Source organism: Acidovorax sp. 107 (assembly GCF_003058055.1).
In the GTDB taxonomy this organism is placed as follows: domain Bacteria; phylum Pseudomonadota; class Gammaproteobacteria; order Burkholderiales; family Burkholderiaceae_C; genus Acidovorax.
This window is the reverse complement of sequence record NZ_QBTZ01000001.1, coordinates 3,655,063-3,668,418: the sequence shown is the minus strand read 5'-3', so window position 1 is coordinate 3,668,418 and position 13,356 is coordinate 3,655,063. Positions and strand designations below refer to the sequence as shown.

The following is a 13,356-nucleotide window of genomic DNA, read 5'->3' as shown; positions in this document are numbered from 1 at the left end:
GGCCCCGCCCCCCACACAAGCGGCGAGCAGATGCCACGGCGCGCGCTGGTTTTCATCACGGCCCTGGTGCTGGCCCTGCACTGGTTGGTGCTCAGCGGCGTGCCTCTGGCCTGGGACAGCCCCGCGCAGCCGTCCAGCCAGGTGTTCAGCACGCGCAGCATTGCGCCCGCACCGCCACCACCAACCGTTGCGCCTGCCGGCGTGACTGCCGTGCCGGTTGCCGCACCGCAAACTCCGCCCCGTAAAAAGGCGCCCTCCCCCAAGCGCCCCCCAGCCCCTGCGGCCCAGGACCGTCCCGAACTTGCACCGGTAGCCGCCCCTGTCGTAGAAGCTGGCACGCCTGCGGACACCGGTGCCGCAACCACTGTGGCCAGCGCAACCCCTGAGACACCTACCAACGACGCCGCCCCTGCACCCGCGCCTGCGGCATCGGTACCAGCCACGCCCCCAGAGCCCCCCGCCGAAGACGCCCAGACCGGCACAGGCGTGGACATCCGCCCGCCCGGAGGCACCGGCCGCAGTGCCAGCGCCTCACCTCCGCCCGTGCGCATGCCCGCCCCCACGCGTCTTGCGTTTGACGTGAGCGGCCAGGCCAAAAAGTTCGCCTACAGCGCCAAGGCCGAGCTGCTGTGGCAGCACGACGGCAACCGCTACGAGGCGCGCCAGGAGATCAGCGCCTTTCTGGTGGGCACCCGCACGCAGCGCAGCGTCGGCACGGTCACAGAGCAAGGACTGCTGCCCGAGAAGTTCTCCGACAAATCCCGCAGCGAGCAGGCCGCCCATTTCGACTACGCCAAGGGCCGTGTCACCTTCAGCGCCAACACGCCCGATGCCGTGGCGGGCCCCGGGGTGCAGGACCGCCTGAGCCTGTTCATCCAGCTGGGCGCGATGCTGGCGGCAGACCCGGGCCGGTTTGTGCCCGGCACCCAGATCACGCTGACCACTGTGAGCGCTCGCAGCGCCGACCGCTGGACCTTCACCGTCGAAGGCCCCGAAACCCTGGACCTGCCCGCCGGGCCCACACCCGCCCTCAAGCTGCTGCGCCTGCCCCGCAAGGACTATGACCAGAAGGCCGAGCTCTGGGTGGCCCCAGGGCTGGGCTACCTGCCCGTGCGCATCAAGCTCACCCAGGCCAACGGCGATTTCGCCGACCTGCTGCTGCGCGCCAGCGGCCCGCCCTGAGCGCGGCCTGCGCTTGCTTGCGCCGAACCGAGTGTTGCGCCCAAACGCCATCCGGGCAAAAAAGCCCCGTGAACCCGGAGTGCTCCGTTTTTCATGAAATACTGCAACGCAACAGAGGGCAAAAGCCACGGGCTTTACCGGGGCCCCTTGAACTCTGTGCACCCGCTGTCATCTGACATCTATATCGACAAGGGGAACACGATGCACATGCTCTACGACTCAGAATCCTTCGTGGTGGTCCACATGCTGCCCGACGCCGTGGAGAAAAAGAGCGCCCAGGTGCTCAACGACACCGCCCCTGCTGTTCCCCAACTCGCACGCCACGGCTTTGAAATCGTGGACAAGCGCTCGGGCAAAGAGGTGTATCTGGACGGCTCCTGGGCCGAGATGTTCCAGGAGCAGATCCTGGCCTGGCAGCGCGACACCCCGACCCAGGAAGAAGTGGAAGACGCACTGGACCGCTACGCGGGCTTGGCGCAGAACCCGGTCGTGGTGCATTGACGCCGCGACAAGGCACGGTGCGCTAGCTCAGCCCACCGTGCCTACGTGCTCGCTGGGCGGATAAATCCGCCGGTACAGCGGGTCCACCAGCATCAGCACCGCAATCAGCCGGCACACCTGAAACGCAGTCACCACCGGCACCCCCAACTGCAGTACTTTGGCCGTGATGGCCATTTCGGTGATGCCGCCCGGCGAGGTACCCAGCAGCAAGGTGACCCAGGGCAGCCCCGTGGCCCAGGCCAGGGCGCCAGCAAACAGCGCGCACACGCCCATCAGGCCCACCGTGCCCAGCGCCACCGAGGCCAGCCAACGCGGCGCGGTGTGCAAAAACTCCGCGCGAAACCGCACACCCAAGCTCACTCCGATCACCAGCTGGGCCGCATTGACCATGCCCTGGGGCACGGCCGACAGGCTCTGGCCCGCCATGGTCAGGCCCATGGACACCAGCATGGCCCCCATGAACCACGGGTTGGCTCGGCCCAGGCGCTCCATGAGCAGCGCGCCCGCACCAGTGAGCACCGCCAACAGCGCAAGCCCGGGCCAGCTCACCACCCGCAGCGTGGGCGGCAAGATGTCCAGGCCGTGCAGGCCGCTGAACTGCAGCGCGAACGGAATGGTCACCGTGACGATCAGCAGCCGCAGGCTGTGGCTGGCGGCCACCAGGTCGGTGCGCGCGTTTTCGCGTTCGGACAACAAGGTCATCTCGGACGCCGCGCCAATCGCCCCGGCAAAGTAGCTGGTGGCACGCAGCATGGAGGCGGGCACGCCATGCATGCGCGGTGCGTGCACGCGGTAGAGCCACGCGCCAAACAGCCAGCCCAGGAACAGCGCCCACACGATGCCCAGCACGATGGCCCACCACAGCCCCCCGATCAGCGCGACCACCTGGGGCGTGAAATACAGGCCCAGGGCGGCGCCAATGGTCCATTGCCCAGCGTTGCGCAGCGGGCCCCAGCTCTCGGTGGGACCGCCGGCCATCGACACGATGGAGGTGGCGAGCAGCGGGCCGATCATCCAGGGCAGCGGGGTGTGCAGCGCCACACAGGCAGCGGCGGCGGCCCACGCCAGGGCAAGGGTGGCCAGGGTACGAACAACGAAGTGGGGGGGCATACGAAACGGGGGACTAGCAGGCGCAGCAGGCGGCGTGCGCAACCCCGCAGTATCGCGCGGCACCTACCCGCTGCGGCTGCAACGGTACTGCCCAGACGGAACGGCTGGCATCGCCACCGGGCAACGGCCACCACCGTGCGCTGCGCGTCCCAGGGACTCTTCAGGCCCTTGAAAAGCCGTCCAGGCAAGAAATCCAGCCCAAATGGCTTCTTGCGCTAGTCGAATATGCTTCGAAAGCTATATTTTTAATAGCAATCAGGTAGCACCACGCCGCGCAGCCATCTCACGCCCCATCGCGGCGAGCGCATCTGGCGCCAGCAACGTGGCAGCTGCGGGGTAGGCCACCCCTTCTTCGGCGGCAATGTGGGCGTCATACCGGGCAGCAAAGCGGTCCAACGCGGCCTCATCCTGCGGGGTAAAGCCCGAGGAGCCCCCGTCCACCATCGCCTGCAGGCCAGCCCGGGCTGCCGCCCAGTCGGACGTCATGGCCACATGGTCCCGCTGCAGTTGCGAGACCAGGTCCTTCACTTCGGGCGTGGCTTGGGCAAGCAGCAGCGGGAACACATGCAGCTCTTCGTCCTGGTGGTGCAGCGGCGCCGCGATGTCGAAATAGCGCAGCACATCGCGCGCGGCCTGGCGGGCATCGTTGTCCACCCCTTGCGCCTGCACATGGGCACGCAAGCGGCCCAGCAAACCCAGCGTACGCTGCACGCGTTCGTGGCAAGCCTCCAGCATGGCAAAGGGCTGCTCGAAGCCCACGGCGGGCGCACTGAAGCCTGGCACGTGGCGCGGTATGGCGCCCCCGAGGATGGCAGCCGATGTCGGTGCAGGTGCGGAGGCAGAAGCCATGGCTCGCCTCAGCCAAACCGCACAGGGTGACCCTGGCGGTCGAACGGAATGAACGCCCCATGCGCGCCGCCCTTGATCGCATCCACCATGCGCTGCAACGGAGCCTCGGCATCGGCACTGGTGGGCGCCTTGTTCAGCGTGCCCGAGAGGGCCGCCGCAAACACGATGGCCCAGTCGTGGCCCGGGGCGGTGAACTGGCGGGCCTCGTCCACCAACGCGTCGAACGATGCCAGTTCCTGTGGCGTCTTGTCCACGCACATCAGCGGCGCCAGGGAGCCGCCCTGCCCGGCCTCGAAACGCGCGCGCTGCGCGGGGGTGGCGTCATCAGGCAACTCGACCGCCGCAAAGACAAACAGCAGGCGCTGGGGTTCAGGCTGCATGCGTGCTGCCTGCAGCAGGTCGTCAAAACTGGAAATATCCATGAAAAAGTCTCGCAATCAAAGAAAGGGGGCGGGGCTTTAAAAACCGGGTACCACGCCCCGTTCGGCATCCAGCGTACTCACGTAGGCCCTCGCCGCGGGACGAGCCCGCGCCGCTTTGCGCGACTGTACGGTACCGATGCTGATGAAACACAGGGCCTGCTCAGACGGTGCCAGCTGAAACAGTGCGCGCAGGCTGGCCGCCTTCAAGGCCTTGCCGCTAGTCAGTGCCGATCCGAACCCCTGCGCGGTGGCCATCAGCAGCATATTCTGCACGGCGCAACCAGCAGAGACGGTGCGCTCGGCCAGGTCGATCTCGGCATCGCCGCGCTCAGCGTCCACCACCGCCAGCAGCAGCACGGGAGACCGGTATGCCTTCTCCCGCGCCTGCTCGGCCTGCTCGGGGGTGGCAGCCGGGTCGCGCTCCAACAAGGCCTGGGCAAACACACCGGCCAGCATGGGGCGCGAGGCATCAGGCACCAGCACAAACCGCCAGGGCACCAGTTGGCCATGGTCTGGCGCATGGGCTGCGGCCTGGAGGATCTGCGCCAATTCGGCGGCATTCGGCCCGGGGGTGCCCAGTCGCTTGGGCAGGATGGTCTGGCGCGACTGGATCAGCGCCGCAGCCATGCCCGCCACATCCTCCGCCACCGGCGCGCGTGCGGAGGCAGCGGGAGGCTTGGATACGTGGCTCAAAGGCCAGGGAATGACAGCCATTGCAAATCCTTGAAGGAGCGGGTTCAGCCCGGTCGGCCATCGGCCCGCAGACAGCCATACCAGCGGCCCAGGCGCACACCCCACGCCGCCATGGTGCCAGCCCACAGCACGGCGGCCACCGGTAGCAGCCAGAGCAGCACCACACCGGGGACACCCGGCACCGCAGCCACAATGCGCAGCACCGTGGCGGCCTGCAGCAGCCAGAACAGCGACCACGCCATGCGGTCAGCCACCAACGCCCGCCCGCTGTGCCCACAAGACACCCGCGTGACCATGGCCAGCATCAACGACGCCAGGCATCCCATGGTGAGCGCATGCAGGGCGCCCAGGCCCAGGCCGCCAACGCCCAGCCCCCAGGCCAGCCACGCGGACACGCCCCCGAGCAAGAAGGACACACCCAGCCACAAGAAGCCAATGTGCAGCATGGCCAGCAGCTTGTTCTTGAGGCTCTGCACCAGCCCCCACACGCAGGCCAGCCAGATCAGCACGCCCCCCACCGCCAGCTGCAGCGCGCCATGCACCAGTCCCCAGGCGGGGCCCGCGGCGCTGGCAGAGATGCCGGCCCATTCAAGCCACACGGCCAGCACCTGCAGGAACGCCGCCGCCAGCATGAGCCAAAGCACCCAGAAAGGCCGCCAGGCTTGCACCATGGGCATGGCACTGGAGGTAAAAAAGGGAATCATGCGGTGCGCCACCGTGACATACACCACGACCACAAACCCCCAGAGGCCCGTGATCACCCACGCCCTGGCCACTGCGGGGGCCCCCAGCACCAGGCTGAGCCACAGCCCCGCCACGCTGACGCTGCCGAGCAGGCAAGCGCCCGCAATCACGCGCGCATGAAGCTGGTCCTGCGCCTGGCTCAACCGCACCCGGCCCCAGAACTGCACCGTCATCCACACCAGCCCGCCGCAGGCCAGCGCAAGCCCGACCAGCGCGACCACAGCATGCCAATGCGCGCCAGCCAGCCACAGCAACCAGCCTGCAGCCTGGGCGAGCAGGGGAAACCGCAGCGCGCTGACAGGCAGCGGCTCCACCCCCAGCCACTTGGGGCCCGCCGTGAAGAGAAAGCCCGAGAAGAACAGCGGGATGAATCCAAAAGCCATCACTGCGGAATGCACCAGCGTGGGCGGCAGCGCGGCAGGCAATGCCCACCACTGGGTGGACCGGTCCACCTGCACCAATGCCCACCACATCCCCGAAGCCACCAGCACCGCCATGGCGAGCAAAAAACCCAGCCGATGGGGCGCCAGCATCACATAGCGCCAGCGCCAGTGCCTGTCCATCTGCGCGAGTGCCTCGGCAGACGGCTTGCCCGACGCTGCCCGCACGGGAATGGTGGGCCGAGGAGTGGTCATCCGCAGCTTCCCAGGTGCCCACACTGCGTGCAGTAGTCGCAACCATCCTTGCGGATCACGGCGTGCGCCCCGCATTCGCTGCACTTCTTGCCCGCCATGGCCTGGGGCACGGCCACGGGCGGGGGAGCGGGCTCATCCAGCGGCAGCTGCTGCTGCACCGGGTCGGCCACCCGGCGCGCCAGGATGTTCTGGATGGCGTAGGCCATGGCCGCCACTTCGGAGTCATGCCACATCGGCACCATGGTGCCATCGTCTTTGCGATGAGTGCCCAGGCGCACCGGGCCACGGTCCCAGGCGACCTTGCGCATGTCCGACAGCGCCCGCTCCAGGAAGCCCCCACGCGCTGCGAGCGACAACAGCCGCATGCTGGAAGTGATCCACTGCTGCGACTCGCCGCTTTGGCCCACGGGCATGAAGAACTCGATGGCACGGTCCACCGTACCGTTGCCCACGCCCGTGGGCACGGGCAGGAACGACACGATGAGGTACAGGGTCTTGTGGCCCTCCTGTGTCCAGTATTCGAGCTTTTCGGCCACCGCCGACAGCCCGCCTTGCGGTCGGCTCTCGATCACGGTGCGCATGGGGTCCACCACCGGTGCAGGTGCCGCCACAGGTGCCGCAGCGGGCGCAGGCGCAGGAGTTGCATGGGTTTCCAGCACCGATCCGAGGATGGCGTTGGGCCGGTAGGTGGCCAGGCCCTTGAGCTTCGCACGCCAGGCCTGCAGATACAGGTCCTTGAACCCTTCGTAGGGGTAGTCAGCGGGGATGTTGACGGTCTTGGAAATCGCGGTGTCCACAAAGGGCTGCACGGCTTCCATCATGGCGATGTGGCCTTCGGCAGGCATGGCCAGGGCCGATACGAAGTAGTCGGGCAGCGCATCCGCGTCGCCGCCCAGCTCGCGGTAGAGGCGCCAGGCATGGTCTTCCACCGCGTATTCGGTGGTGCTGCCGTCCGACTCGCGCTTCTTGCGCTTGTACATCCACGAAAACGGCGGCTCGATGCCGTTGGACGCATTGTCGGCAAAGGCCAGGCTCACAGTGCCCGTGGGGGCGATGGACAGCAGGTGGCTGTTGCGGATGCCGTGCTGGTGAATGGCCGCCTTGAGCGATTCCGGCAGGCGGCTGGCGAACGTGCCTTCGGCCAGATAGCCGTTGGCGTCGAACTTCGGGAACACCCCTTTCTCGCGCGCCAGGTCCACCGATGCGGCGTACGCAGCGTCGCGCATGCACTCGGCAATGCGCGCGGCCATGGTGCGGCCCTCGGGCAGGTCGTAACGCAGGCACAGCATGGCCAGCGTGTTGCCCATGCCGGTAAAGCCGACGCCAATGCGGCGTTTGGCCATGGCCTCGTCGCGCTGCTGCGGCAGTGGCCAGTAGGTCACATCGAGCACGTTGTCGAGGGCACGCACCTGCAGCGCCACCGCCTTGGTGAAGGCGTCGAAGTCAAACGCCGCCACACCACCAAAGCCAAAGGGGTGGCGCACAAAACGGGTCAGGATGACGGGACCCAGGTCGCAGCACCCGTACGAAGGCAGCGGCTGCTCGCCACAGGGGTTGGTCGCCGCGATGTCTTCGCAATAGTGCAGGTTGTTGTCTTCGTTGATGCGGCCAAGGAACAGGATGCCCGGCTCGGCAAAGTCGTAGGCCGATTTCATGATCGTGTCCCACAGCTCGCGCGCCGGCACGGTGGCGTACACCCACAGGCCATCGGCACGCTGGTAGGCGCCCTGGGCCAGCACGGCAGCGCCAGGGCGGGCCTTGTGCACCAGCTCCCACGGCGCGTTGTTCTGCACGGCATGGATGAACTCGTCCGACACCCCCACCGACACGTTGAAATTGTTCCAGCGGCCCGGCGTGCGCTTGGCGGTGATGAACTCGTGCACATCGGGATGGTCTATGCGCAGCACGCCCATCTGGGCGCCCCGGCGTGCGCCGGCGCTCTCCACGGTGGAGCAAGACTGGTCGAACACGTTCATGTAGCTGCACGGCCCCGACGCCATGGAAGCCGTGGCCTTGACCTGCGCGCCCTTGGGACGGATGCGCGAGAAGTCGTAGCCCACGCCACCGCCACGGCGCATGGTCTCGGCGGCCTCGCGCAGGGCTTCATAGATGCCCGGAAAGCCCTCGTCGTCCACGCCCTGGATGCAGTCGCCCACGGGCTGCACAAAGCAGTTGATGAGCGTGGCCTGGATATCGGTGCCTGCGGCGCTCATGATGCGGCCAGCACCGATGGCGCCCGCCTTCAGATTGGCCAAAAACAGGGTTTCGTACTTTTCGCGCAGCTCAGGCTTTTCGACCGAGGCCAGGGACCGCGCCACGCGTTGGTAAAGCTCGTCAGCGGTGGTCTCGCCGGGTTTGAGGTATTTCTCGCGCAGCACATCCAGGCTGATGGGCTGCAGGGAAGCGGTGGGGTGGAGAGGGGGCTGGGGTTCGCGTTTCATGGGGGCCGATGATTTGGGTTTCACGCTGAAACGGGGTTGCGTTCCGTCAAGGAGCGCTCATTCCACTCCGAATGCTGGCTCCTGGCAAGCGGGGGACAGGTCACTCGTCCACCAGCACTTGCCCGTCATGCTCCACATACGGCTGATAGGGGCCGGTACCGCTGTGGTCGGACTGCGAGGCAGGCACAAACCCACCGGTCTGTACATCGAACACATGGACCTCACCGTCCTCGATCACATAGTGCCAGCCATGCAGACTGATCTGGCCCGACTGCACACGACTGCGCACCATGGGGTACTCCATGAGGCGTTCGAGTTGCAGCACCACGGCACGCTGCTCGGTGCGGCGCAGCACCTCGGGGCCTGGCTGCATGGGCAACAAGGCCTCGCGCCCCAGGTCCAGCCAGTGGTTCAGGTTGGGCGCCTCAGGCGACACCTCACCATACATCGCCTTGATAGCCCCACAGTGACTGTGGCCGCACACCACGATGCGGCGCACCTTCAGGTTGAGCACCGCAAATTCGATGGCCGCCGTGGTGCCATGGTGGCCATGCGATCCGTCATACGGCGGAATGAAGGCCCCCACATTGCGCACCAGAAACAGCTCACCCGGCCCTGCGCCTGTGAGCAGGTAGGGCACCAGGCGAGAGTCGGAACAGCCAATGAACAAGGTGGTGGGATGCTGCCCCTCATCCACCAGCGCCTGGAACTGCTGGCGATACTGGGGAAAGGCGTCGTCATGGAAGCGGCGCAAACGGTCCAGCAACTCGTCGGGCATGGGGCGGGCAATCGGTAGCGGAGAGGGGCGATGCAATTACTGCACGAGCGGGGTATCCGCCGCGTCCAGTGCCACACCATCCACCACGGCCGCACCGGCCAGCAGCTGTAGGTACTGGCGCAGCGCATTCACCCAGGCCTGCTGACGCAGGGTGAGCGAGATGGCCTGGCGCACTTCCTCGAACGAGGGCTGCTGCCCAGGGTCGCGGGCCACCACTTCCACCACGTGCAGGCCAAAGCGGCTGTGCACCAGGCGCGCCAGCACGCCGATCTCGGCGCTGCCAAACACCTCGCGGGCGAACTCTGGCGCGCAGTCGGCACGGGTCAACCAGCCCAGGTCGCCGCCCTGCTGGCCGCTGGGGCAGTTGGACCACTGGGCGGCTGCCTCGGCGAACTTGGCACCACCATCGTCTGCGCAGCGCAAGTCGATCAGCATGGCCTCTGCCCGCAGGCGCAGCTGCTTCACGTCCACGCCCGGCGTCACGGCAAAGAGCACGTGGCGCAGTTGTGCGCGCTCGCCCTGGGCGTGTGCCGCTGGGTGGGCCTCGTGGTAGCGTCGGCAAGCTTCCTCTGACGGATCAGGGACGGGCAGCTCGCGGTCCAGCAGCTGCTCGATCGCGTCCGAGGCCTCGGTGCTGATCGCGCCCTCGGAGCCCGGAACATCGTCTGCCGACAGCAACCCTGCCTGCTGGGCAGCCTGCCGCAGCAGTTCCGTGCAGGCCCGTTGGCGCAGGGCCTCCTCATCCAGCAACTCGTGCGCCGCATTCAGGGCGACACCGTTGATGCGCGCGATGTCAGCCACCAGACCGCGCGGGTGACCGGCATCGGGCGACGGCGCAGCCAGTGGCGGTGCCTGATCCATCGTTGCGGCCAAGGCTTCATAGGCTGCCGACTGCGTGGGCGTCAGCGTGCTGGCAGTGGCTGCCGCCGCGCTACTGTCTGTGGAGCCGCATCCGCAGCTCCCGGTTCCACATCCGCTCATGGTGTACTCCTTGGGAATCAGTGGGTTTCAGGCGCGGCGGTCTTGCGACTGCATGTGGCCTGGAGGCAGGTTCAGACGGCGCGCACGCACCACCTGGTAGGGACGCAGCACGTAGGCCAGCGTGCCAAAGCCGCTCCAGACGTGCACCAGGCGGGTGAACGGGAAAATCAGGAAGATGCTCATGCCCAGGAACATGTGGGCCTTGAAGATCCAGCCGGCCTCGGCCAGCAGCTCCACCCCGCCGCTGCGGAACGTCACCACCCGTTGGCCCCACTCGGCCAGCTTCATCATCATGGAGCCGTCCAGATGCTGTGCCGACAGCGGGATGGTGGCCAGGCCCAGCGCCAGTTGCAGCCAGAGCAGGATCAGCAGAACAATGTCGCTGGTCTTGGACGTGGCGCGGATGCGCGCGTCCGACAGGCGACGGTGCAACAAAATGGAGATGCCCACAAAGGCCAGCAAGCCCGCAATGCCCCCGGAGACCATGGCCATGAGCTGCTTGTTGCCTGCACTGATGAAATGCTCATACACAAAGTGCGGCGTCAGCATGCCAAAGGTGTGCCCGAAGAACAGGAACAGCACGCCGATGTGGAACAGGTTGCTGCCCCAGCGCAGGCTGCCGGTGCGCAGCAGCTGCGACGAATCGCTCTTCCACGTGTACTGGTCGCGGTCGAAACGCGCCCAGCTGCCAATGAAGAAAACGGCCAGGCAAATATAGGGATAGATGCCAAACAACAGGGTATCAAGCCAGGCGGTCATACGGAGACTCCTTCTGGTGCCCGCTCGGCGCGGGGGGTACGGACAAAATGCACAGGTTGCGGCTGGTCAGGCTTGGACTGGCCCTGGGTGCTGCAACCGCCAAACGCTTCGGGCTCTGCCCAGACTTCGTCCATAGGCGGCTCGGGCGTCAGCGCGACCGACTGCACGCGCTGACCCGAAACTTCGAGCACGGCGGCAATGACGCTGGCGTAGGGGCTGTTGCGCGCCACGAGCGCGCTGAACAGCGCATTGAGGATGTGGGCCATCTCGCCCAGGAATTCCTTGGCCACTTCGGGCGGCTGGGTGGAGGCGAACTCCAGCACCACGGGCAGGTGGTCTGGCAACTCGTCGGCCTCGAACTGCAGGCCGGCCTTTTCGTAGGTCTGCATCAGGTCGATGAGCGCCGGGCCCCGATCGCGCGAGTCGCCGTGCACATGCTCGAACAAGTGCAGCGAGGTCTGGCGGCCTCGGTCGAAGTTATCCACGTAGCGGGCTTCGGCTTCCAGCGGGTCCAGCGCCGCGAGGTGCTGGCACACAGCCTTCAGCTCCTCCATGCGCTCGGCGGTCAGGGCCTGCTCTGCCTGCAGCGCATCGATCAGCTGCGGCATCACGCTGCGCAGCTGCGCATCGGGGTAGCTGAGCAGGTAGCCCAGGGCCCGCAGAGTCAGTCGCACGGAGGTCGGGTTCTTCTTGAACATGGTGATTCCTTCCGTCGCACTCAGACAGTCGCTTTGATCGGGATCGTGCGGGGCTTCTTGCCGCCGAACATGCTGGTTTCAGTGGCACCATCCGAGCAGCCGTTGCCGAACGAGAAGCCACAGCCGCCGCGGATGTCGAACGCGTTCTCGGCGTACTCGCGGTGGGCCGATGGGATGACAAAGCGGTCCTCGTAGTTGGCAATGGCCATCACGTGGTACATCTCCTCGACCTCGGCCATCGACAGGCCCGCCTGCTTGAGCACCGTCAGGTTCTGGCGCTGCTCCACGTGCTTGTCGCGCTGGTAGGTGCGCATGGCCAGCATGCGCTCCAGCGCCCGCACCACGGGGCCGGTGTCGCCGGCAGTGAGCAGGTTGGCCAGGTACTGCACAGGGATGCGCAGTTGCGAAACGTCCGGGATCTCGCCATTCACACCCACATGGCCTGCGTTGGCAGCCGCTGTGATGGGCGAGAGCGGTGGTACGTACCAGACCATGGGCAGCGTGCGGTACTCTGGATGCAGCGGCAGGGCGACCTTCCAGTCCACGGCCATCTTGTAGACGGGGCTGTTGCGCGCGGCGTCCATCCAGCTGTCGGGGATGCCGTCGATGCGCGCCTGCTTGATGACGTCAGGATCGTTCGGGTTCAGGAAGATGTCGAGCTGCGCCTGGTACAGGTCGCGGTCGCGCTCCACGCTGGCGGCTTCCTGGATGCGGTCTGCGTCATACAGCAGCACGCCCAGATAGCGGATACGGCCCACGCAGGTTTCCGAGCACACGGTCGGCTGGCCGGCTTCGATGCGGGGGTAGCAGAAGATGCACTTCTCGGCCTTGCCCGATTGCCAGTTGTAGTAAATTTTCTTGTAGGGGCAGCCGCTGACGCACATGCGCCAGCCGCGGCACTTGTCCTGGTCGATCAGCACAATGCCGTCTTCCTCGCGCTTGTAGATCGAGCCGCTCGGGCACGACGCCACGCACGCCGGGTTCAGGCAGTGCTCGCACAGGCGCGGCAGGTACATCATGAAGGTGTTCTCGAACTGGCCGTAAATGTCCTTCTGGACATCGTCGAAGTTCTTGTCCTTGCTGCGTTTGGCGAACTCACCGCCCAGGATTTCTTCCCAGTTCGGGCCCCATTCGATCTTCTCCATGCGCTTGCCGGTGATCAGGCTGCGGGGGCGGGCTGTGGGAGCCGCCTTGCTTTCCGGCGCCGACTGCAGGTGGTCGTAGTCGAACGTGAAGGGCTCGTAGTAGTCGTCGATCTGCGGCAGGTTGGGGTTGGCGAAGATGCGCATGAGCAGCTTCCACTTGCCGCCCTGGCGGGGCGCGATGGAGCCGTCAGGGCTGCGTACCCAGCCGCCGTTCCACTTGTCCTGGTTTTCCCATTCCTTGGGGTAACCGATGCCGGGCTTGGTCTCGACGTTGTTGAACCAGGCGTATTCCACCCCGGGGCGGCTGGTCCAGACGTTCTTGCAGGTGACGGAACAGGTGTGGCAACCGATGCACTTGTCCAGGTTCAGCACCATGCCGATTTGTGCGCGAATTTTCATCGTGTTTCTCCTTGTCTTC

13 protein-coding genes are annotated in these 13,356 nt (G+C 66.5%); 2 read left to right on the top strand and 11 right to left on the bottom strand.

The window, feature by feature from the left end; genetic code table 11:
• Nucleotides 1-30: 30 nt before the first annotated feature.
• Both C8C99_RS17135 and C8C99_RS17130 read left to right on the top strand, forming a co-directional pair.
• Nucleotides 31-1,182, top strand: a complete 1,152-nt coding sequence (locus C8C99_RS17135) for a DUF3108 domain-containing protein (protein ID WP_108626390.1) — start codon at nucleotides 31-33, stop codon at nucleotides 1,180-1,182.
• Nucleotides 1,183-1,383: 201 nt separating this feature from the next.
• On the top strand, nucleotides 1,384-1,683 hold the full coding sequence (locus C8C99_RS17130) for a DUF3567 domain-containing protein (protein WP_055392879.1): 300 nt from the start codon (nucleotides 1,384-1,386) through the stop codon (nucleotides 1,681-1,683).
• A 27-nt stretch (nucleotides 1,684-1,710) separates the two neighbouring features.
• Here C8C99_RS17130 and C8C99_RS17125 read toward each other — a convergent pair whose 3' ends face one another.
• From C8C99_RS17125 to narH, 11 genes are all read right to left on the bottom strand, one after another.
• Complete coding sequence (locus C8C99_RS17125) at nucleotides 1,711-2,793, bottom strand: AbrB family transcriptional regulator (RefSeq protein ID WP_108626389.1); 1,083 nt, start codon at nucleotides 2,791-2,793, stop codon at nucleotides 1,711-1,713.
• 255 nt (nucleotides 2,794-3,048) lie between these two features.
• Nucleotides 3,049-3,528, bottom strand: a complete 480-nt coding sequence (locus tag C8C99_RS17120) for a hemerythrin domain-containing protein (protein ID WP_108627218.1) — start codon at nucleotides 3,526-3,528, stop codon at nucleotides 3,049-3,051.
• 122 nt (nucleotides 3,529-3,650) lie between these two features.
• Nucleotides 3,651-4,064 carry a hypothetical protein gene (locus tag C8C99_RS17115; protein WP_056641986.1) on the bottom strand — a complete coding sequence of 138 codons (414 nt, stop codon included), beginning with the start codon at nucleotides 4,062-4,064 and terminating at the stop codon, nucleotides 3,651-3,653.
• 36 nt (nucleotides 4,065-4,100) lie between these two features.
• On the bottom strand, nucleotides 4,101-4,778 hold the full coding sequence (locus C8C99_RS17110) for a nitroreductase (RefSeq protein ID WP_108626388.1): 678 nt from the start codon (nucleotides 4,776-4,778) through the stop codon (nucleotides 4,101-4,103).
• Between the two features lie 23 nt (nucleotides 4,779-4,801).
• Complete coding sequence (locus C8C99_RS17105; protein ID WP_108626387.1) at nucleotides 4,802-6,136, bottom strand: NnrS family protein; 1,335 nt, start codon at nucleotides 6,134-6,136, stop codon at nucleotides 4,802-4,804.
• On the bottom strand, nucleotides 6,133-8,577 hold the full coding sequence (locus C8C99_RS17100) for an adenosylcobalamin-dependent ribonucleoside-diphosphate reductase (protein ID WP_108626386.1): 2,445 nt from the start codon (nucleotides 8,575-8,577) through the stop codon (nucleotides 6,133-6,135). The genes C8C99_RS17105 and C8C99_RS17100 overlap by 4 nt, the downstream gene beginning before the upstream one ends.
• A gap of 100 nt (nucleotides 8,578-8,677) precedes the next feature.
• A complete protein-coding gene (locus C8C99_RS17095) occupies nucleotides 8,678-9,355 on the bottom strand; it encodes a carbonic anhydrase (RefSeq protein ID WP_108626385.1) in 678 nt (225 codons plus the stop codon).
• 36 nt (nucleotides 9,356-9,391) lie between these two features.
• Nucleotides 9,392-10,336, bottom strand: a complete 945-nt coding sequence (locus C8C99_RS17090) for a peptidylprolyl isomerase (RefSeq protein WP_199226447.1) — start codon at nucleotides 10,334-10,336, stop codon at nucleotides 9,392-9,394.
• A gap of 27 nt (nucleotides 10,337-10,363) precedes the next feature.
• Nucleotides 10,364-11,095 (bottom strand): respiratory nitrate reductase subunit gamma, encoded by a 732-nt coding sequence (narI, locus tag C8C99_RS17085; protein ID WP_108626383.1) that lies wholly within the window; start codon nucleotides 11,093-11,095, stop codon nucleotides 10,364-10,366.
• The gene (narJ, locus tag C8C99_RS17080; protein WP_056641971.1) at nucleotides 11,092-11,793 is read right to left on the bottom strand and encodes a nitrate reductase molybdenum cofactor assembly chaperone; all 702 of its coding nucleotides are present in this window, start codon (nucleotides 11,791-11,793) and stop codon (nucleotides 11,092-11,094) included. The genes narI and narJ overlap by 4 nt, the downstream gene beginning before the upstream one ends.
• Before the next feature lie 20 nt (nucleotides 11,794-11,813).
• Nucleotides 11,814-13,337, bottom strand: coding sequence for a nitrate reductase subunit beta (gene narH, locus C8C99_RS17075; protein WP_056641968.1), 1,524 nt, complete (start codon nucleotides 13,335-13,337; stop codon nucleotides 11,814-11,816).
• Nucleotides 13,338-13,356: the final 19 nt, after the last annotated feature.